The 19,473-nt window shown below is 72.3% G+C and carries 16 protein-coding genes and 1 tRNA gene; 9 read left to right on the top strand and 8 right to left on the bottom strand.

Going from position 1 to position 19,473, the window contains the following annotated elements; translation table 11 throughout:
- Window positions 1-8: 8 nt before the first annotated feature.
- The gene (hutU, locus tag ABZ721_RS01995) at window positions 9-1,673 is read right to left on the bottom strand and encodes a urocanate hydratase (protein WP_358786574.1); all 1,665 of its coding nucleotides are present in this window, start codon (window positions 1,671-1,673) and stop codon (window positions 9-11) included.
- Between the two features lie 127 nt (window positions 1,674-1,800).
- Here hutU and ABZ721_RS01990 point away from each other — a divergent pair, with 127 nt between their 5' ends.
- Together ABZ721_RS01990 and ABZ721_RS01985 are read left to right on the top strand one after the other, a co-directional pair.
- Complete coding sequence (locus tag ABZ721_RS01990) at window positions 1,801-3,147, top strand: diaminopimelate decarboxylase (RefSeq protein ID WP_358786648.1); 1,347 nt, start codon at window positions 1,801-1,803, stop codon at window positions 3,145-3,147.
- Between the two features lie 71 nt (window positions 3,148-3,218).
- Entirely contained in the window at window positions 3,219-3,740 is a 522-nt protein-coding gene (locus ABZ721_RS01985; RefSeq protein ID WP_358786573.1) for a hypothetical protein, read from the top strand.
- Between the two features lie 70 nt (window positions 3,741-3,810).
- Here the strand turns inward: ABZ721_RS01985 and ABZ721_RS01980 are convergent, their stop codons facing one another.
- Both ABZ721_RS01980 and ABZ721_RS01975 read right to left on the bottom strand, forming a co-directional pair.
- Window positions 3,811-4,707 carry a MurR/RpiR family transcriptional regulator gene (locus ABZ721_RS01980; RefSeq protein WP_358786572.1) on the bottom strand — a complete coding sequence of 299 codons (897 nt, stop codon included), beginning with the start codon at window positions 4,705-4,707 and terminating at the stop codon, window positions 3,811-3,813.
- Window positions 4,708-4,801: 94 nt separating this feature from the next.
- Complete coding sequence (locus ABZ721_RS01975) at window positions 4,802-6,178, bottom strand: acyl-CoA synthetase (RefSeq protein WP_358786571.1); 1,377 nt, start codon at window positions 6,176-6,178, stop codon at window positions 4,802-4,804.
- Between the two features lie 139 nt (window positions 6,179-6,317).
- Here ABZ721_RS01975 and ABZ721_RS01970 point away from each other — a divergent pair, with 139 nt between their 5' ends.
- Window positions 6,318-6,746 (top strand): hypothetical protein, encoded by a 429-nt coding sequence (locus ABZ721_RS01970; RefSeq protein WP_358786570.1) that lies wholly within the window; start codon window positions 6,318-6,320, stop codon window positions 6,744-6,746.
- Window positions 6,747-7,136: 390 nt separating this feature from the next.
- Here the strand turns inward: ABZ721_RS01970 and ABZ721_RS01965 are convergent, their stop codons facing one another.
- Both ABZ721_RS01965 and ABZ721_RS01960 read right to left on the bottom strand, forming a co-directional pair.
- On the bottom strand, window positions 7,137-7,901 hold the full coding sequence (locus ABZ721_RS01965) for a hypothetical protein (protein ID WP_358786569.1): 765 nt from the start codon (window positions 7,899-7,901) through the stop codon (window positions 7,137-7,139).
- 155 nt (window positions 7,902-8,056) lie between these two features.
- Window positions 8,057-9,436 (bottom strand): cystathionine beta-synthase, encoded by a 1,380-nt coding sequence (locus ABZ721_RS01960; protein WP_358786647.1) that lies wholly within the window; start codon window positions 9,434-9,436, stop codon window positions 8,057-8,059.
- Between the two features lie 195 nt (window positions 9,437-9,631).
- On the opposite strand from ABZ721_RS01960, the gene ABZ721_RS01955 reads away from it, so the two are divergent.
- From ABZ721_RS01955 to ABZ721_RS01945, 3 genes are all read left to right on the top strand, one after another.
- A complete protein-coding gene (locus ABZ721_RS01955) occupies window positions 9,632-10,657 on the top strand; it encodes an SGNH/GDSL hydrolase family protein (protein ID WP_358786568.1) in 1,026 nt (341 codons plus the stop codon).
- A gap of 262 nt (window positions 10,658-10,919) precedes the next feature.
- Window positions 10,920-12,140 carry an acetyl-CoA C-acetyltransferase gene (locus ABZ721_RS01950; RefSeq protein WP_358786567.1) on the top strand — a complete coding sequence of 407 codons (1,221 nt, stop codon included), beginning with the start codon at window positions 10,920-10,922 and terminating at the stop codon, window positions 12,138-12,140.
- Window positions 12,141-12,604: 464 nt separating this feature from the next.
- A complete protein-coding gene (locus ABZ721_RS01945) occupies window positions 12,605-13,411 on the top strand; it encodes a hypothetical protein (RefSeq protein WP_358786566.1) in 807 nt (268 codons plus the stop codon).
- Window positions 13,412-13,473: 62 nt separating this feature from the next.
- On the opposite strand, the gene ABZ721_RS01940 is transcribed toward ABZ721_RS01945, so the two are convergent.
- Complete coding sequence (locus tag ABZ721_RS01940; RefSeq protein WP_358786565.1) at window positions 13,474-13,806, bottom strand: hypothetical protein; 333 nt, start codon at window positions 13,804-13,806, stop codon at window positions 13,474-13,476.
- A 124-nt stretch (window positions 13,807-13,930) separates the two neighbouring features.
- Between ABZ721_RS01940 and ABZ721_RS01935 the strand changes: the two genes are divergently transcribed.
- Window positions 13,931-14,161 (top strand): DUF4287 domain-containing protein, encoded by a 231-nt coding sequence (locus tag ABZ721_RS01935; protein WP_138356104.1) that lies wholly within the window; start codon window positions 13,931-13,933, stop codon window positions 14,159-14,161.
- A gap of 78 nt (window positions 14,162-14,239) precedes the next feature.
- On the opposite strand, the gene ABZ721_RS01930 is transcribed toward ABZ721_RS01935, so the two are convergent.
- On the bottom strand, window positions 14,240-15,166 hold the full coding sequence (locus ABZ721_RS01930) for a Bax inhibitor-1/YccA family protein (protein WP_358786564.1): 927 nt from the start codon (window positions 15,164-15,166) through the stop codon (window positions 14,240-14,242).
- A gap of 116 nt (window positions 15,167-15,282) precedes the next feature.
- Window positions 15,283-15,364: transfer RNA gene (locus tag ABZ721_RS01925), tRNA-Leu, on the bottom strand.
- A gap of 433 nt (window positions 15,365-15,797) precedes the next feature.
- On the opposite strand from ABZ721_RS01925, the gene ABZ721_RS01920 reads away from it, so the two are divergent.
- The gene (locus ABZ721_RS01920) at window positions 15,798-16,598 is read left to right on the top strand and encodes an ABC transporter ATP-binding protein (RefSeq protein ID WP_358786563.1); all 801 of its coding nucleotides are present in this window, start codon (window positions 15,798-15,800) and stop codon (window positions 16,596-16,598) included.
- 185 nt (window positions 16,599-16,783) lie between these two features.
- On the top strand, window positions 16,784-19,333 hold the full coding sequence (locus ABZ721_RS01915; protein ID WP_358786562.1) for an FtsX-like permease family protein: 2,550 nt from the start codon (window positions 16,784-16,786) through the stop codon (window positions 19,331-19,333).
- Window positions 19,334-19,473: the final 140 nt, after the last annotated feature.

The following is a 19,473-nucleotide window of genomic DNA, read 5'->3' as shown; positions in this document are numbered from 1 at the left end:
GTGGAAACTCAACGCGCTTCGCCCTCGCGCATCGGGATCCGCACGCCGCGCTCGTCGGCGATCTCGTCGGCGCGGTCGTAGCCCGCGTCCACGTGCCGGATGACGCCCATGCCGGGGTCGTTGGTCAGCACCCGGCGGATCTTCTCGCCCGCGAGCTTCGTGCCGTCCGCGACCGTGACCTGACCGGCGTGCAGCGAGCGGCCCATGCCGACGCCGCCGCCGTGGTGGATGGAGACCCAGGAGGCGCCGGAGGCGACGTTGACCATGGCGTTGAGCAGCGGCCAGTCGGCGATGGCGTCCGAGCCGTCGAGCATCGCCTCGGTCTCGCGGTACGGCGAGGCCACCGAGCCGCAGTCCAGGTGGTCGCGGCCGATCACGACCGGCGCGGCCAGCTCACCGCTCGCCACCATGTCGTTGAAGCGCTCGCCCGCCTTGTCGCGCTCGCCGTAGCCGAGCCAGCAGATGCGCGCGGGCAGGCCCTGGAAGTGCACCTTGTCCTGCGCCAGCTTGATCCAGCGGTGCAGGGACTCGTTCTCCGGGAACAGCTCCAGGATCGCCTTGTCCGTCTTGTGGATGTCCGACGCCTCGCCGGAGAGCGCGGCCCAGCGGAACGGGCCCTTGCCCTCGCAGAACAGCGGCCGGATGTACGCCGGCACGAAGCCGGGGAAGTCGAACGCCCGCTCGTACCCCGCGAGCTGCGCCTCGCCGCGGATCGAGTTGCCGTAGTCGAAGACCTCGGCACCCGCGTCCATGAAGCCGACCATGGCCTCGACGTGGCGGGCCATCGACTCGCGCGCCCTGAGCGTGAAGTCGGCGGGCTTCTCGGCCGCGTACGTGGCCATCTCGTCGAACGCGATGCCCACCGGCAGGTACGCCAGCGGGTCGTGCGCCGAGGTCTGGTCGGTGACGATGTCGATGGGGGCGCCCTCGGCGAGCATCTGCGGCAGCAGTTCGGCCGCGTTGCCCAGCAGGCCGATCGACAGCGGCTCGCGCTTGTCGCGGGCCTCGGTGGCGAGCTGCATCGCGTGCGCCAGGGAGTCGGCCCTGACGTCCAGGTAGCGGTGCTCGATGCGGCGCGAGATCGCCCGCGGGTCGACGTCGATGCAGATCACGACGCCGCCGTTCATGGTGACGGCGAGCGGCTGGGCGCCGCCCATGCCGCCGAGCCCGGCGGTCAGCGTGATGGTGCCGGCGAGCGTGCCGCCGAACTTCTTGGCGGCGACCGCGGCGAACGTCTCGTAGGTGCCCTGGAGGATGCCCTGGGTGCCGATGTAGATCCACGAGCCGGCCGTCATCTGGCCGTACATGGTCAGGCCCAGCGACTCCAGCCGCCGGAACTCCTCCCAGTTGGCCCAGTCGCCGACCAGGTTGGAGTTGGCGATGAGCACGCGCGGCGCCCACTCGTGCGTCTGCATCACGCCGACGGGACGGCCGGACTGGACGAGCATCGTCTCGTCCCGCTTCAGCGTCTGGAGGGTGCGGACCATGGCGTCGAAGGAGCGCCAGTCACGGGCCGCCTTGCCGGTGCCGCCGTAGACGACCAGCTTCTCGGGGTGCTCGGCGACCTCCGGGTCGAGGTTGTTCTGCAGCATGCGCAGCGCGGCTTCCTGCTGCCATCCCTGAGTGCTCAGTTCCGTACCGCGCGGCGCCCGCACGATCCTCGGTCCCGACATCGGCCCGGCCTCCCTCTGTCCCTGGTTGCGCCTGATGGATCTATCCATTCACATCCTGTCGTGATGAATACATCTAGTCAACAGGGTCGGGTCGCATGGCGCCTGCGCGGATGATGGGATGACCGGCATGACGCCGGACGCGACAGCACGACGGGGCCACGCGCTGCGCGCGGCGGTGGAGCAGGATCTGATCGCGCCGGACCGGCCGGTCGTCGGGCTGCTGGACGTCGCCGGCGTCGAGGAGGCCGCGGCCGCCCTGCGGGAGGCCTTCGCCACGCCGGGCGTGGCCGTCACCCACACCTTCGCCGTCAAGGCGGCCTCCCTCGTCCCCGTCCTGCGGCTCCTCGCCGGGCTCGGCCTCGGCGCCGAGGTCGCCAGCCCCGGCGAGCTGGCCATCGCGCGCGCCGCAGGCGTCCCGGGCGACCGCATCGTCCTGGACTCCCCCGCCAAGACCGTCGCGGAGCTGCGCGAGGCGCTCGCCCTGGGCATCGCCGTCAACGCCGACAACCCGCAGGAACTCGGCCGCCTCGACGACCTCGTCGCCGCGGGCCCGACCTCCTCCCCCGTCGGCCTGCGCGTCAACCCGCAGGTCGGCGGCGGCAGCATCGGCGCCATGAGCACCGCGACCGCCACCTCGAAGTTCGGCGTCGCGCTGCGCGACGACGGCGCCGAACGGTGGATCCTGCGCGCCTACGCCGACCGCCCCTGGCTCAACCGCCTGCACACCCACACCGGCTCCCAGGGCGTACCGCTCGACCTCATGGCGGCGGGCGTCCGGGCGGTGTACGACCTCGCGGAACGGATCAACGCGGCGGCGGGCCGGCAGCAGATCACCACCCTGGACATCGGCGGCGGCCTGCCCGTCAACTTCGCCTCCGACGAGGTCACGCCGACGTTCGGCGCGTACGCGCGGGTGCTGCGCGACACCGTCCCCGGCCTCTTCGACGGCCGGTACGGGCTCGTCACCGAGTTCGGCCGCTCGCTGCTCGCCAAGGCGGGCACGGTGCTGGCCCGCGTCGAGTACACCAAGTCCGCGGGCGGCCGGCCCATCGCGATCACCCACGCGGGCGCGCAGCTCGCCACCCGCACGGTCTTCGCCCCCGACGCCTGGCCGCTGCGCGTCACGGCCCTCGACGCGCGGGGCCGTCCGAAGGGCGGCGACCCCGTCGTCCAGGACGTGGCCGGGCCCTGCTGCTTCGCCGGCGACCTCGTCGCCGGCGCCCGCCCCCTCCCGCTCCTGGCGGCGGGCGACCTGGTGGCCCTGCTGGACACCGGGGCCTACTACTTCTCCACCCACTTCGCCTACAACTCGCTGCCGCGCCCGGCGGTGCACGGCTATGCCGTGTCCCCCGACGGCGAGGTCGCCTTCGCGCTGGTGCGCGCGGCCCAGACGGTGGAGGAACTCCTCGCGGAGAGCGGCGGGGAGCAGGGCGAGGCCCTGACCCGCCTGCGAACTCCTGTCCGATCCTCATGAAATTCTGAGGATGGCTGAGTAATCTCCCGTGCGGGACGCGCTGGGCGCGACGGCATCGGAGGAGGACGGACGTGGCACGCGGGGCATACACGCTGGCTCGGGTGGGGGTACTGGTGCGGGTCGCCGGTCGCTGGCTGTTCTGGCTGGGGGCGGTGGCCGCCGTCGGCGGGGTCTTCGTCCCGGGCCTGACCGGGCGCCGCATCGGGATACTCGGCGGCGCGGTCCTCTTCGCCGTCGCCGCCGCCGTCACCTTCTCGGTCCGCCGGTCCCGCTACACCGCGCTCGGCGCGGACGCCGCACGCGCCCCCAAGTCCGTCTTCCTCCAGGACCGCCGGGTGACCGCGCGGGTCTGGCTCCGCCGCCGCGCCTGGTGGCTGCTCGCGGCCTTCGCCCTGGCCGCGGCCTCGTGCCTGCTGGCGTCGGCGGCGGGCGGCATGCTGCTGGCGGGGGCCGGGGCGGGGTTGTGGCTGAAGTCCCTGTGGTTCGGGCGGGTGGAGCGGACGCGGGACGTCCGGTACTGGGTCCGCCCGGACCGGGCGAAGGGCCCGGCGACGGGGTCGTACGAGACGACGGGATACCTGGCGGGCCGGTGACCGGCCAGGCCGGTGGGCTCGGCAGGCGACCGGCTCGGTGAGTGGTTGACCCGCCCGGTCGGGGACCCGCTCAGTCGGTGAACAGTCCCCGCGCCGCCGCCCGCGCGTCGAACTCCTCCAGGCGCGCCTGCGCGTCCGGCAGGTGGTCGCACATCGACTCCAGCAGGACGCGTCCGAGCAGCATCGGGGCGCACGCCGTGTCGAAGGCGAGCCCCGTGCCCACCGCGGCCGGCAGCAGCAGGTCCGAGCAGGCGGCGACCGGGGCGAACGCGCTGTCGGCCACGGTCACGACCGTCAGACCGGCCTGCCGCGCGTACGTCAGCGCCTCGACGACCTCGCGGGGGTGCCGCGGCAGGGCGAAGCAGAGCAGCGCGCTCGCCCCCGCCCGGACGGCGCCGTCGACGCGGTCGGCGAACATCGTGCCGCCCTCGTCCAGCAGCCGGACGTCGGGGTGGACCTTCGCGGCGAAGTACGCGAAGCCCCGCGCCTGCGCGCCCGCCGCGCGCAGGCCCAGCACCGGCAGCGGCCGGGACGCGGCGAGCACGGCGCCCGCGCGGGCGACGGGCGCGGGGTCGGCGAGGAGGGCGGCGAGGTGCCGGAGGTTCTCGATCTCGGCGTGCACGGCCTGCTGGTACTCGTTGTACGCGGCGGCCTCGGGTCCCGGCCGCACCGGCGCGACCTCGCGCAGGTGGCGGCGGAGCGCCGGGTAGCCGTCGAAGCCGAGCGCGACGGCGAAGCGGGTGACGGACGGCTGGCTGACCCCGGCCAGTTCGGCGACCTCGACGCTGGACAGGAACGGCGCGTCGGCCGACCGGCGCACCAGGCAGTGGGCGATCCGGCGCTGCGTCGGCGTCAGCCGGTGCGACTCGAACAGCTTCAGCAGCCGCGCCGACGCGCTCTCGGCCGCCCCCTCGCCGGCGCCCGCGCCCGCCTCCGCGGCGTCGCCCCCGTCCTCCGTCGTGCCCATCAACGTCCTCCTGGCCTATTCAGTCGTCGCTGACTCTGCATGAATCCATGCAGCATTGGCAAGGAGGGTCCACCGCGGCGGCCGCGCGCCCTGCCTACACCGGGGGCAGCCGCCCCTTCTGCGGCTTGCCCATCGCGTTGCGCGGCAGCTCGTCCAGGAACCGGACCTTGCGCGGCCGCTTGTGCACCGACAGGTGCCCCGCCACGAAGTCCATCAGCTCGGCCTCACCGACCCCGTCGGCGACGACGAACGCGACGATCTCCTGGCCCAGGTCCTCGTGGGGCGCGCCCACCACCGCCGCCTCCCGGACCGCGGGGTGGTCGAGCAGCGCGTTCTCCACCTCGCCCGCGCCGATGCGGTAGCCGCCGGACTTGATCAGGTCGGTCGAGGCGCGGCCGACGATCCGGTGCATGCCGTCCGGCTCCGCCATCGCCATGTCGCCGGTGCGGAACCACCCGTCGGCGCTGTACGAGGCCGCGGTCGCCTCCGTACGGCCGAGGTAGCCGTCGAAGAGCGTGCCGGAGCGGATCTGCAGCTCGCCGACAGTGGCGCCGTCGTGCGGGACGGTGGCGCCGTCCTCGTCGACCAGCCGGGTCTCGACCCCCGGCAGCGGCAGCCCGACCGAGCCGGGGCGCCGGTCACCGGCCGCCCGCGTGCTGATGGTGATCAGCGTCTCCGTCATGCCGTACCGCTCCACGGGGCGCTGCCCGGTGAGCGACTCCAGGTCGCGGAAGACGGGGGCGGGCAGCGGGGCGCTGCCCGAGACGAGCAGCCGGGCGCCGGACAGCGCCCGTGCGGCGGTCTGGTCGCGCACCACGCGCGACCAGACCGTCGGCACGCCGAAGTACAGGGTGCCGCCGGCCGCCGCGTACGCCTGCGGAGTCGGCCGGCCCGTGTGCACCAGCCGGCTGCCGGTGCGCAGGGCGCCGAGGACGCCGAGCACCAGGCCGTGCACGTGGAACAGCGGCAGGCCGTGCACCAGCGTGTCGTCGGCCGTCCACTCCCAGGCGCCGGCGAGCGCGTCGAGGTCGGCGGCGATCGCGCCGCGCGAGACCACGACGCCCTTGGGCGGGCCGGTCGTGCCCGACGTGTAGAGGATGAGCGCGGCCTCCTTCGCCCCCGGCTCCGGCCCGCTCCAGCCGGCCCGCTCGGCGAGGTCGGCGGCGAGCAGCTCCGCGCCGGAGTCCCCCAGGATGTGGTTCTGCTCGGCCGGCCCCGCGTCCGGCGGCACCGGGACCACCGGCACGCCCGCCAGCAGGCCGCCCACCACGGCGGCCACCGTCTCCAGCGACGCCGTCGCCCGCACCGCGAACGCCGGGGCGCCCGCCACCCGCGCGGCGACCGCGCCCGCGGCGCCGAGCAGCCGCTCGTACGAGCTGGAGCGCCCCGCGACGGTCACGGCGTCGGGCCGGTCCGCGCCGTCGGACGCGGTGAGGGCCGTCAGCAGGGAGGGGACGGGTGGCAGCGGCACGGGTGTGCTCCTCAGAAGGTCTCGCGGCGCGCAAATAGCAAAGCGACTCTACGCATCGCCCGCTCGGAGGGGGCACCCCCGAAAAGAATCGGGGGTTTCCCCCAGTGCCGCGCGCCCCCGCGCTCCGTACGGTGGCGTCATGGACGCCCGCGACCCGGAACTCAAGAAGGAACTCGCCGCCACCCTGCAGGCCCGCAAGGACCTCGGTGCGGAGTACGAGTCGGAACTGGTCGACTCGTTCATGGAGAAGGTGGACCAGCGCCTCGACAGCCATGTCGAGCAGCGGGTCCGCCGCCAACTGGCGGAGCAGCAGACCTCCTTCGCCCGTGCCGGGCGCAGCCCCGGCCACCCCGAGCCCAGCGCGCGCTTCGCCCGCTACGGCTTCGCTGGCTTCACGATGATCGCCGCCATCCCGCTCTCCGCGATCGGCGTGGTCAACGCGGGGGGCGGCGGGCTCTTCATCACCTGGGCGGGGATCGTGGGCGTCAACGTCGCCCAGTCCCTCGGCCACATCTTCGCGGGCGACCGGGGCGCGCGGCGGGCGAAGTCCGACAGCGACTGGGAGTAGCCCCGGCGGCGGCCTCCGGGGCCGTTCCGGGGGCGGGGCGGGAGGGGAGAACCCCGGCCCCCGGAACGAGCCGGAGGAAGACAGGAACGGGGACCGCCGCACCCCCGGTCACCCGGGGGGCGGGACGACGGCGGTCCCCGTTTCGGACGCGGGCCGGGTCAGGACCAGACACCTCGTCCAGGGAGGGTCACTCAGCAGTCCGGGAGCCGCTCCGGAGTTCCTGGGTGCCACATCCTGTGGTGCCGGGCTTCTCTTCCCGGCGAACACCAATCTGCCGGACGCTTGTTAAGCCCGTGCTGCGGTCTCATGACGCGGATGTAGCACTTTGGCCTCCCCGGGTGAACGCCACGCCACGCGCCGCCCGTCCCCCGCCCGTCCCCCGTCCGGCAGTCACCGCTGCGCGATGGTGAGGTTCTTCACGATCTTCTGGGTGAGGCCCACGTTCGCGGCGCCGAGGTCGGAGGACTGGACCGAGTAGAACGTCGTGATCACGCTGTTGCCGACGCGGGTCGCGATCAGCGTGGTGCCGCCCTCCCACTGGTCCGAGGTGAGCACGGCCTTGATGGTCGCGGCCCCGCCGTCCGATCCCTTGGTCACGCTGCTCCGCACCTTCACCGGGACCGGTGCGCCGCTGCCGGAGTCGGTGAAGTGCGCGCAGCGCTTGAAGGCCTGCTCTATGCGCGTCATGACGAGCTGCGCGCCGGAACCGCGGAACGTGTCGACCCCCTGGTTGAACTCCTCCTGCCGGGCGTTGACGAAGTCGCCCTGGGCGAACGACGCGCTCTCGATCCCGGCGATCCGGATCCAGCCGGTCTGCTCCAGCGCCCCGCACGCGCCGGGGGCGCCGTCCTTGACCGGAGGCGCGAGGTCCGGGCCGCTGTCCCGTGTGGCGGCCGCGTCGGCCCGGTAGCCCTTGGGCAGCACGTCGACCCGCAGCAGGACGGCCCGCAGCTTGTCGCCGGTGAGCAGGCGCGCCTTCGCGGCGGCGGGGCTCGCGGCGGCGGTCTGCGGGGTCGCGGCGGACGAAGGGGTCGTGGCCGATGCCGAAGGGCGGGTCCCGGCCGTGGAGCCCGTGCCGGACGAGCAGGCGGCGAGCGCCAGCGGCAGGAGCAGCAAAGTGGCAGCGCGGAGCGCGGCGGGGGTACGGGGGGTCATGGCGGGCCGTTCTGCTGGGGAGGTTCGGGCCCGGCCGGAGCGAAACGTTCCGCCGGGCGAGCAGAAAATATACGAGGCCCCCTCCCGGACCGATCGGGAGGGGGCCTCGTCGTACCGCGCCGGGCGGGCCGCGCGCGCCGCGGCGGCCGCTCGGGCTACTTCGCCAGGAAGGCCAGCAGGTCCTGGCGGCTCACGACGCCGGTCGGCTTGCCCTCGACGAGGACGATCGCCGCGTCGGACTTGGTGCCCAGGACCTTCATCAGGTCGGAGACCGGCTCGCCGGAGCCGACCTGCGGCAGCGGTCCGCTCATGTGCTTCTCCAGCGGGTCGGCCAGCGTGGCGCGCTTGGCGAACAGCGCGTCCAGCAGGTCGCGCTCCATGACGGAGCCGATGACCTCGGCCGCCATCACGTCCGGGTGGCCGGCGCCCGGCTTGACGATGGGCATCTGGGAGACGCCGTACTCGCGCAGCACGTCGATCGCCTGGCCGACGGTCTCCTCCGGGTGCATGTGCAGCAGCTGCGGGATGCCGCCGCCCTTGTGCTCCAGCACGTCGGCGACGCGGGCCTGGCCGTTGCCGTCGTCGAGGAAGCCGTGCGAGGCCATCCACTCGTCGCTGAAGATCTTCGACATGTAGCCGCGGCCGGAGTCCGGCAGCAGCACGACGACGACGTCGTCGGGGCCGAGCTTCTCCGCGACGCGCAGCGCCGCGACGACCGCCATGCCGCAGGAGCCGCCGACGAGCAGGCCCTCCTCCTTGGCGAGGCGGCGGGTCATCTGGAAGGAGTCCTTGTCGGACACGGCGACGATGCCGTCCGCGACCTCGCGGTCGTAGGCGGTCGGCCAGAAGTCCTCACCGACGCCCTCGACCAGGTACGGGCGCCCGGAGCCGCCGGAGTACACCGAGCCCTCGGGGTCGGCGCCGATGACCTGGACGCGGCCCTCGCTGGCGTCCTTGAGGTAGCGGCCGGTGCCGGAGATGGTGCCGCCGGTGCCGACGCCCGCGACGAAGTGCGTGATCCGCCCCTCCGTCTGCTCCCACAGCTCGGGGCCGGTGGAGTGGTAGTGCGACAGCGGGTTGTTCGGGTTGCTGTACTGGTCCGGCTTCCACGCGTTCGGGGTCTCGCGGACCAGCCGGTCGGAGACGTTGTAGTACGACTCCGGGTGGTCGGGGTCCACGGCGGTCGGGCAGACCACGACCTCCGCGCCGTACGCGCGCAGCACGTTGATCTTGTCGAGCGACACCTTGTCCGGGCAGACGAAGATGCAGTGGTAGCCCTTCTGCTGCGCGACGATCGCGAGGCCGACCCCGGTGTTGCCGGACGTCGGCTCGACGATCGTGCCGCCGGGCTTGAGCGCACCGCTCTGCTCCGCGGCCTCGATCATCCGGACCGCGATGCGGTCCTTGACCGAGCCTCCGGGGTTGAAGTACTCGACCTTGGCCAGGACGGTCGCCTGGATGCCCTCGGTCACGTTGTTGAGCCGCACCAGCGGGGTGTTGCCGACGAGACTGATCATCGAGTCGTGGAACTGCACCATTGTCTCCGGGTTCTCCGTGAATGTGCGGCAAGCCTATGGCCTAACGCGCCGACTCTCAGCTCGTCCGTGCCTCGATCGCTTCTCCCTCCCTCCCCCCTAATGTCGGCCGATCACCACTACGGCACGTTGCAGTGGGCGCGTCACGGGGCAACAAGATGTTGTACGCACAAGCACGGGAGGTGAGCGGGGTCGATGTCGAGGGCGAGGGTGGCACGGCGGATCGCGACCGCGGCGGCATTCGGGGGCGGCGGGATCAGCCTGCTCGGCGGGGCCGCCGTCGGAGTACTGCTGGCCGAGGTCCGGCTGGCGAAACGCACGGTGGGCGGCTCGGACGACGTACCACCGCGCGCGGACGGAAGATACGGTTCTGCATTCGCACACCGAACGGGTGACGTCCCACTCCGGCTCGGCTTCCTCGGCGACTCGACCGCGGCGGGGCAGGGCGTGCACCGGGCGCGCGAGACCCCGGGCGCGCTGCTCGCCTCCGGCCTCGCGGCCGTCGCGGAACGTCCCGTCACGCTGGTGAACGTGGCGAACCCCGGGGCGCAGTCCAACGACCTGGCGCGCCAGGTCGCCCTGCTGCTCGACGTGGGCGCGCCGCCGCCGGACGTCTGCGTGATCATGATCGGCGCCAACGACGTCACCCACCGGATGCCGCCCGCCAAGTCCGTCCGGCTGCTGTCGGACGCGGTCCGCCGGCTGCGCGAGGCCGGCAGCGAGGTGATCGTCGGCACCTGTCCCGACCTGGGCTCCGTCGAGCCGGTGTACCAGCCGCTGCGCTGGGTGGCGCGCCGGATGAGCCGCCAGCTCGCCGCCGCGCAGACCATCGGGGTGGTCGGCCTCGGCGGCCGTTCCGTCTCGCTCGGCGCGCTGCTCGGCCCCGAGTTCGAGGCGCACCCGCGCGAGATGTTCGGCCCGGACAACTACCACCCCTCCGCGGAGGGGTACGCGACGGCGGCCATGGCGCTGCTGCCGACGCTCTGCTCGGCGCTCGGCGTGTGGCCCGAGGAGGACGAGCACCCGGACGAGACGCGCGGCGAGGGCTTCCTGCCGGTGGCGCAGGCCGCGGCCGCAGCCGCGTCCGAGGGCGGCACCGAGGTGGTCGCGGCGGCGCACGGCGTCTTCGGCTCCCGCGGGCGCTGGGCCCTGCTCAAGTACCGCCGCCGCCAGCGGCTGCCGCACGCCGCGGAACCGGCGGCCTCCTCGACGTCGGCCTGACGGGCGGGCCCGCGGTCGCGTCCCTGACGCGCGGGCCCGCCCGTCGCACCGTGCCGGCCCTGCCGGCCGGCGGACACCCGCCGGTCGGCACCGTCTTCCGCCGATACGGACGGATACGGGCGGTCGCGTCCCGGCAGCTGACTAAGCGCTCGCTCAGAAAGAGTCCCGTGTCACAGCCCGCAAGCCGTGACTCCTCTCGATACGTGCAGGTAACTTCCCAGAGAGTCCTGAGTCCTGCCGCCTCGACGAGGAGTGTGTCGCGATGCCCGAAGCCGTGATCGTCTCAGCCGCCCGATCCCCCATCGGCCGCGCCTTCAAGGGATCCCTCAAGGATCTCCGCCCGGACGACCTGACCGCCACGATCATCCAGGCCGCTCTCGCGAAGGTCCCGGAGCTGGACCCGAAGCTGATCGACGACCTCATGCTCGGCTGCGGCCTGCCCGGCGGCGAGCAGGGCCACAACCTCGGCCGGATCGTGGCCGTGCAGATGGGCATGGACCACCTGCCGGGCTGCACGATCACCCGCTACTGTTCCTCGTCGCTCCAGACGACCCGCATGGCGCTGCACGCCATCAAGGCCGGCGAGGGCGACGTCTTCATCTCGGCCGGTGTCGAGATGGTGTCGCGCAGTATCAAGGGCAGCTCGGACGGCCTGCCGGACACCAAGAACCCGCTCTTCGCCGACGCCGAGCTGCGCACCCTGGGCCGCGCCGAGAACGGCGGCGGCGAGTGGCACGACCCGCGCGAGGACGGGCTGATCCCGGACGCCTACATCTCGATGGGGCAGACCGCCGAGAACCTCGCCGCGATCAAGGGCATCACCCGCGCCGACCAGGACGAGTTCGGCGTGCGCTCGCAGAACCTCGCCGAGGCCGCCATCAAGAACGGCTTCTGGGAGCGGGAGATCACCCCGGTCACGCTGCCCGACGGCACGGTCGTCTCCCAGGACGACGGCCCGCGCGCCGGCGTCACCCTGGAGGGCGTCCAGGGCCTCAAGCCGGTCTTCCGCCCCGACGGCACGGTCACCGCGGGCAACTGCTGCCCGCTCAACGACGGCGCCGCCGCGCTCGTGATCATGTCCGACGTGAAGGCGCGCGAGCTGGGCATCACCCCGCTCGCCCGCGTCGTCTCCACCGGCGTCACCGGCCTCTCCCCCGAGATCATGGGCTACGGCCCCGTCGAGGCGTCGAAGCAGGCGCTGAAGCGGGCCGGCCTGGGCATCGGCGACATCGACCTGGTCGAGATCAACGAGGCGTTCGCCGCGCAGGTCATCCCGTCCTACCGCGACCTCGGCGTGGACCTGGACCGGTTGAACATCAACGGCGGCGCGATCGCCGTGGGCCACCCCTTCGGCATGACGGGCGCCCGCATCACCGGCACCCTGATCAACTCGCTGCAGTTCCACGACAAGCAGTTCGGCCTGGAGACGATGTGCGTGGGCGGCGGCCAGGGCATGGCGATGGTCATCGAGCGGCTGAGCTGAGTCGCAGCGGAGGGTAGGGACCGTCCGAGGAACGAGGGCGGTACCTGCCCGCAGCGGAGGCGAAGCTCAGCGCGACCAGAAAAGCGAGCGGCTGAGCTGAGTCGCAGCGGAGGGTAGGGACCGTCCGAGGAACGAGGGCGGTACCTGCCCGCAGCGGAGGCGAAGCTCAGCGCGACCAAAAAAGCGAGCGGCTGAGCTGACCTGTCGGTCGTCTTTTCTGGGATCACAGACTGTGATCTAAGTCGCAACAGAACCGCCCCCGGGTTGTTATACGAGCCCGGGGGCGGTGCGTTTTCGCAGGTCAGGGCGGCATCACCCGGATGGCCGAGGACCTCAGACCCACCCAATTCGTGACGTTCCGCACTGCGAAGGGCAGAGGTTTACAGGCACAGTGATGTGTGGGGGATGTTTCACCCACTCGTCAGTGGGCACTGCTCGGGATCACGTCAGTCGGGAGTACGTCTGTGAGCGCCCTGTTCTCCATCTTGCTGGTGGTCGCGGTCATCGCCGTGGCCCTGGGTTCCGCCGCCCTGATCTCCGCCCGCGGCCTGCGCCGCGAGCTCGCCGGTCTGCGCGGTGATCTCGCGATCGCCGGCGCCGACGGCGCCACCTCCGTGCCGGCCGCCCGGCCCGTGCCCGCCGACGAGATACGCGCCGCCGTCGCGGACGCGCTCGCCGACGAGCGGGAGCGCGAGCTGGCCGAGGCGCGCGCCTTCTGGGCCGAGCAGGAGGCCCGCGAGTCCGCGGACACCCCGTTCTTCCGCGGCGGGATACCCGCGGCGGGCTCCGAGTACGCCGAGTACGAGATCCCGACGATGCTGCCGTTCCTGCCCCGGCAGTCGGACCTGGCCGGGCTGGAGTCCGAGGTCGCCCTGCCGGCGCCGGGCTTCCTCCCGCACCCGTCGGCGCAGGACCAGGCCGAGTACCCGGACTTCCCGGACCTGCACAGCGTCCCCGGCCCGTCCGTCGTCGCCGATCCGGACCAGACCGCCGAGCGCCTCACCGACCTCGCCGAGGGCCGGGTCCCGCTCGCCGACGTCCGCCCCGGCCCGCTCGGGACGCTGGACGTGTACGTCTTCGCCGACGGCACCACGCTCTGCATGACCCCGGGGCACCGCGAGACCGCCCTGCTGCTCTCCGACGCGCTGGAGCGCGGCGAGGCCCCCGTCCTGCTCGGCGGGTCCGCCGTGGGCGGCGCGTACGCTCTGACGTTCACCTACGGCACCGAGAGCGTCTTCATCCTGGCCGACCGGGTCGTCGCCTCCCTCTGAGCACGCCGGGCCCGCGCGCCGAGCGCGCCGGGCCCGCACACCCCCCAGGCCCTTCAACCCCCTCAGCCCCGTCCGACCCCCGAACGCCGCGCGGCCCCGTCGATACGGACGAGGGCCGCTTCGAGCACCTCGCCGCACTCCGGGCGCTGTTCGAGCGCGAGCGCGAGGTCGTTGCCGGCCACCGCGATCTGGTCGCCCACGGTGAAGGCGCCGTCGTCCGGCATCAACGCGGGTTCCCGCTCGGGACATTCGAGCCGCTGTGCCTCCACGGCGAGCCATCGCGCCAGTTCGAGGCCGATATCGGCCGCCCCGCCGCGCAGCCGGCTCTGGGGCAGGGAGCGAAATCGGCCGGCCAGTCGGTCAACGGCGGAGCGCAGAGGGGTGCAGTCGAGCATGACGGCGAGCGTACCGGGGCGCGTGTCCCGGCCACGCACTCACATCCGCCTGCCAGGGATGGTTGCCAACGCCCCAACAGTCAGGCACGGTGAGATGACCGGACACCGTATACCGGAGGCGCCGATGTCCCAGATCTTCTCCGAGGAAACCCACCGGAACCTGCTCTCCCGCATCCCCCATTGCACCGGCCGAGAAGTACGCGACTGGCTCCGCGCGGTCGACGACGGCCCAGCCTTCCTCCGCTTCGACGAGAAAGTCAGCTGGCTCCGCAGCGAACACGATCTGTCCTACGGACACGCCAAGGCGATCGTCCACGAATACGACTTGAGGCGGGCAGCCCGCAACCTCCGGTAGCCCCGGGCGTACGACGACGGGCCCCCGGGAGGCAGCTGCCTCCCGGGGGCCCGTGACGTGCTGGGTACCGCGACCGGATCAATCCCTCAGGATCGAGATCAGCCGCAGCATCTCCAGGTAGATCCACACCAGCGAGAGCGTCAGACCGAACGCGGCGAACCACGACTCGTTCTGCGGGGCTCCGTAGCGGATGCCGTCCTCGATCTGCTTGAAGTCGAGGGACAGGAAGAACGCACCCAGGCAGACGCCGATGATGCCGACGATGATGCCCAGCGGGCCGCTGCTGCGCAGGCCGCCCTCGGGAGCCGCGCCGAACGCCACGAACAGCAGGTTCACCAGCATCAGCAGCACGAAGCCGATGGCGATCGCCATGCCGATGCGCTGGTAGCGCGCGGTGACGCGGATCAGCCGCGTCCTGTACGCGATGAGCATGCCGACGAAGACCGCCATCGTGCCCAGCACCGCCTGGACCGGGGCGCCCGACCAGTACGTGTTGTACATCTTGCTGATCACGCCGAGGAAGATGCCCTCGAAGATCGCGTAACCGATGATCAGGGCCGGGACCGGCGTCCTCTTGAACGACTGGACCATGCCCAGCACCAGGGCCACGATCGCCGCGCCGAAGGCCAGGCCGTAGCTGGTGGAGCTCACCGGCAGGACGACCCAGGCGAGGATCGCGCCGATGATCACCGTGCCCAGCGTCATACCCGTCCGCATGACGACGTCGTCCATCGTCATGCGACCGGTCTGCGCCGGTCCGGCCGGCGGGGCCTGGTACATCTGCTGGAGCTGCTCGGGGGTGAGTTGCCGCTGGTCCGCGGTGGCGTACGGATTACCGCCCTGCGCGTACGGGTTCCCACCCTGCGGCGCGTTCGGGTTCCCCTGCTGCGCGTACGGATTCCCCGACCCCTGCGGGGCCGCGCCCTGCTGCTGCGTGCCGAAGCCCGCGTATCCGTCCCCGCGGCTGAAGCCCCGCCGCGAGAAGACCGGGTTGCTGCTCCTCATCTCACTCCTCCATGGCCGCGCGTTACGGCATTACTGCAAGAGTAATGGGTTAGCAAAGAAGACGGAGTACCGCCGGAGGAGGATCTTCTGTCGCGCGCCCCGCGGGTGATGTGAGGTGCCCGGAGCCGGACTCGAACCGGCACGGCCATGCGGCCAGCGAGGTTTAAGCTCGCCGTGTCTGCGTTCCACCATCCGGGCGGGGGCGGGGTCTCGACGCAGGACGAGCGTATCGGGGTTACTGGGCCGAACAGGGCACGATCCGCGTCATGTTGTCTGATTTTAGGGGTACCTGACGCTGCCTCAAGTGGGCCTCGAGGGGTGCTTCTCAGGCCCCGGCCCTTCACACCGCACACACACGTCATTCGCATATGACGCGAAATCGATCACGCCGAAATCCCCGCCCGCGCCCTCCCCGTGCCCTCCCGGATCCCCGCCGGGCCCGCGGCGGAGCCATCCGGACGGCGCTCGGGGCTCCCGGTCTCAGGGCTCGCCGTCATCCGCAAGTAGTACAGCGGACCCTCCGGGTCCCTCCCAGGACTGCCACGGAAACAGCGATCTGGACTGATCCCGGGAGCGGATCGGGGCGTCACCATGGAGGAGTCCCCGTTCACCCCACGGCAGGAGCCGCCCCGTGACCCCCACCGGAACCACTTCCCACACCTCCACGGTGGCCGCTCGCGCCACGGACCTCAGCAAGGTCTACGGCGAGGGCGAGACCCGGGTCGTCGCTCTGGACGGTGTGTCGGTCGAGTTCCGGCGCGCGGAGTACACGGCGATCATGGGTCCGTCGGGTTCCGGCAAGTCCACGCTGATGCACTGCATGGCGGGGCTCGACACGGTCTCCGCCGGATCGGCGCGGATCGGCGAGACCGAGCTGGCCTCGCTCAAGGACAAGCAGCTCACGCAGTTGCGACGGGACAAGATCGGCTTCATCTTCCAGGCGTTCAACCTGCTGCCGACGCTCACCGCGGCCGAGAACATCACCCTGCCGATGGACATCGCGGGCCGCAAGCCCGACCAGAAGTGGCTCTCCCAGGTGATCGCCACGGTGGGCCTGGCCGACCGGATGTCGCACCGGCCGAACCAGCTCTCCGGCGGCCAGCAGCAGCGCGTGGCGGTCGCCCGCGCCCTGGCGAGCAAGCCGGAGATCATCTTCGCCGACGAGCCGACCGGCAACCTGGACTCGCGCGCCGGCGCCGAGATCCTGGGGTTCCTGCGGAACTCGGTGCGCGAGCTGGGCCAGACGATCGTCATGGTCACGCACGACCCGGTCGCCGCCTCCTACGCGGACCGGGTGATCTTCCTGGCCGACGGCCGCGTCGTCGACGAGCTGCACGACCCGACCTCCGACGGCGTCCTGGAGCGCATGCTCAACCTCTCCGGCCAGGGCCGGCAGCCCTCCGCGTTCGAATTTCGGGGCCACGCCGGCTGAGCGGGGCACCCCCCGGCCCCGGCCTCTCCCGCGCACTCCCCTCCGCGCCTCCGTACGCCCCCCAGTAGCCGCCCGCGCCGCAGTTCTGCCGTGGTGCCGCTCCGCCGTGCCTCCGCGCTGCCGTCGTGCCCCTCGCGCACGCCCGCCGCACCACCGCCCGACCGAACGAACCAGGACTGATCCCCATGTTCCGCACCGCCTTGCGCAACGTCCTCGCGCACAAGGCCAGGCTGCTGATGACCGTGCTCGCCGTCATGCTCGGCGTCGCGTTCGTCTCCGGCACCATGGTCTTCACCGACACCATCGGCGCCGCCTACGAGAAGAGCTCGGCCAAGAGCTACGAGAACGTCTCCGTCGCCGTGAAGCCCGGCTCCCCGCCCGCCTCCTCCGACGGCAGGGACGGCGCGGACGACACCCCGCACCTGACCCAGCGGCAGCTGGACGCCGTGCGGGCGCTGCCCGGCACGGCCTCCGCCACCGGCATCGTCTCGGGCTTCACCGCCGTCGCCGACAAGGACGGCGACCTGATCGGCAACGGCTGGTCCACCCGGGGCGCGAACTACTCGGCCGGCAAGGACGGCACCGACGCCCGCTACACGATGACGGACGGCCGCGCCCCGCAGAAGGCGGACGAGGTCGCGCTCGACGGCAAGACCGCCGACCGCGCGGGAGTGCAGGTCGGCGACACCGTGCGGATGTCCGTCGACGGCCCGGTGATGCGCCAGACCATCACCGGTGTCTTCGACACGGACGACGGCAACGTCGCGGCGGGCGGCAGCCTCGTCCTCTTCGACACCCCGACCGCGCAGAAGCTCTTCGCCAAGCCCGGCCAGTACGACGAGATCGACGTCAAGGCGGCCCCCGGCACCAGCCAGGCCGCGCTCAAGGCGGCGACCGAGAAGGTGCTGCCCCAGGGCACCGAGGTGGTCACCGGGCAGAAGCTGGCGGACGAGGAGGCCGCGAGCATCGCCTCGGCGATGAGCGGGCTCAACACCGGGCTGCTGGTCTTCGCCGGCATCGCGCTCTTCGTCGGTACGTTCATCATCGCCAACACCTTCACCATGCTGGTCGCGCAGCGCACCAAGGAGCTGGCGCTGATGCGCGCGGTCGGCGCGAGCCGCCGCCAGGTGACGCGCTCGGTGCTGATCGAGGCGTTCGTGGTCGGTCTGACGGCCGCCGTGGTCGGCCTCGTGACGGGCATCGGCATCGCGGTCGCGATGCGGTCGCTGCTCGGCATGACCGGTGTGGCGCTGCCGGACGGAGCGCTGGTCGTCGGCTCCGGCACGATCATGTGGTCGATGATCGTCGGTGTCGTCGTCACGATGCTCGCCGCCTGGCTGCCGGCCCGGCGGGCGTCCAGGATCGCGCCGGTCGCCGCCATGAGCAGCGTGCACGCCCCCGCCACCGCCAAGAGCCTGGTGCTGCGCAACACCCTCGGCGCCCTGCTGGCCGGTGCGGGCGGCGCCCTGGTGCTGGCCGGCTCGGGCATGGACGTGGACAGCGGCAAGCTGCCGCTGGGCGCGGGCGGCGGGCTGCTGCTCATCGGGGTCTTCGTCCTGACGCCGCTGCTGTCGCGGCCGCTCATCGCCGCGGCGGGTCCGCTGCTGCGCCCGTTCGGCGTCACCGGCAAGCTCGCCCGGCAGAACTCGGTGCGCAACCCGCGGCGCACCGCCGCCACGGCGTCGGCGCTGATGATCGGCCTGACGCTGATCACCGGCCTCACGGTGATCGCGACCTCGGTCCAGAAGGGCATCGACCGGATGGCCGCGGACTCCATCAAGGCCGACTACACGGTCAGCATGGTCAACGGCGGGATCGACCTCTCCCCCGAGGTCGCGAAGACGCTGAACGGCCTCGACGGCGTGACCGCCACCAGCCCGATGCGGAACGCGTGGATCGAGGTGGGCGGCAACGGCGAGCGGGTGACCGGCGTCAACCCCCGGACCATCGCGCAGCTCGTCAGCCTCGATTTCACCAGCGGCTCGGCGGGCGGACTCGGCGGCACGACCGTCGTCCTGGACGACAAGACCGCCGGGCGCGGCGGCTGGAAGGTGGGCGACACCCTGCCCGCCGTCTACGACGACAAGGCGAAGGGCACGCTGAAGGTCGGGGGCATCTACCAGGGCAACGACATCCTCGACGGCGTGCTCGTCGACACCGCGACCCTCGACCCGCATCTGGCGAAGATCTCCGACTCGAAGGTCCTGGTGAAGACGGCGAGCGGGACGAGCGCCACCGTCAAGGACTCCCTGCGCGAGGCGCTGGGCGACAACCCCGCGATCAAGGTGCAGGACCGGGCCGACATCTCCGACGAGGCCGGCGGCGTGATCAGCATGATGCTGAACATGCTCTACGGGCTGCTCGCGATGGCCGTGATCGTCGCGGTCCTCGGCGTCATCAACACGCTGGCCATGTCGGTCTTCGAGCGCTCCCACGAGATCGGGATGCTGCGCGCGATCGGCCTCGACCGCCGGGACGTCAAGCGGATGGTCCGCTTCGAGTCGCTGCTGATCTCGCTGTTCGGCGCGCTGCTCGGAATCGGTCTCGGGGTCTTCCTCGGCTGGGCGGCGGGCCGGCTGATCGCCGGCGGCATGAGCACCTACACGATGATCGTGCCGTGGGACCGGATCGCGATCTTCCTCGCGGGCGCCGCCGTGGTCGGCGTGCTGGCCGCGCTGTGGCCGGCCCGGCGCGCGGCCCGGCTCAACATGCTCACCGCCATCAAGGCGGAGTAGCCGAGCGGCGGCTTGGCGGAACAGCGGAATCGTTCCACCGCGGCGGGGGCGAGCCCCACCAAAAACAACGGGCACCCCACCCCGAGAAAACCCACCGAGCAGACGACCAGCCCCCCCGAGCGGCGCAGCCGCCCCCCCCC

Origin of the sequence: Streptomyces sp. NPDC006733 (genome assembly GCF_040636125.1) — a bacterium.
Taxonomy (GTDB): domain Bacteria; phylum Actinomycetota; class Actinomycetes; order Streptomycetales; family Streptomycetaceae; genus Actinacidiphila.
The sequence above is the reverse complement of the archived record's forward strand: the minus strand, read 5'-3'. Positions and strand labels throughout refer to the sequence as shown.

What these genes read in the sequence shown, in the direction of transcription:
- hutU (WP_358786574.1), bottom strand. Translation starts at nt 1,673, where the DNA reads ATGTCGGGACCGAGGATCGTGCGGGCGCCGCGCGGTACGGAACTGAGC.
- ABZ721_RS01990 (WP_358786648.1), top strand. Translation starts at nt 1,801, where the DNA reads ATGACGCCGGACGCGACAGCACGACGGGGCCACGCGCTGCGCGCGGCG.
- ABZ721_RS01980 (WP_358786572.1), bottom strand. Translation starts at nt 4,707, where the DNA reads ATGGGCACGACGGAGGACGGGGGCGACGCCGCGGAGGCGGGCGCGGGC.
- ABZ721_RS01970 (WP_358786570.1), top strand. Translation starts at nt 6,318, where the DNA reads ATGGACGCCCGCGACCCGGAACTCAAGAAGGAACTCGCCGCCACCCTG.
- ABZ721_RS01965 (WP_358786569.1), bottom strand. Translation starts at nt 7,901, where the DNA reads ATGACCCCCCGTACCCCCGCCGCGCTCCGCGCTGCCACTTTGCTGCTC.
- ABZ721_RS01955 (WP_358786568.1), top strand. Translation starts at nt 9,632, where the DNA reads ATGTCGAGGGCGAGGGTGGCACGGCGGATCGCGACCGCGGCGGCATTC.
- ABZ721_RS01950 (WP_358786567.1), top strand. Translation starts at nt 10,920, where the DNA reads ATGCCCGAAGCCGTGATCGTCTCAGCCGCCCGATCCCCCATCGGCCGC.
- ABZ721_RS01940 (WP_358786565.1), bottom strand. Translation starts at nt 13,806, where the DNA reads ATGCTCGACTGCACCCCTCTGCGCTCCGCCGTTGACCGACTGGCCGGC.
- ABZ721_RS01935 (WP_138356104.1), top strand. Translation starts at nt 13,931, where the DNA reads ATGTCCCAGATCTTCTCCGAGGAAACCCACCGGAACCTGCTCTCCCGC.
- ABZ721_RS01930 (WP_358786564.1), bottom strand. Translation starts at nt 15,166, where the DNA reads ATGAGGAGCAGCAACCCGGTCTTCTCGCGGCGGGGCTTCAGCCGCGGG.
- ABZ721_RS01915 (WP_358786562.1), top strand. Translation starts at nt 16,784, where the DNA reads ATGTTCCGCACCGCCTTGCGCAACGTCCTCGCGCACAAGGCCAGGCTG.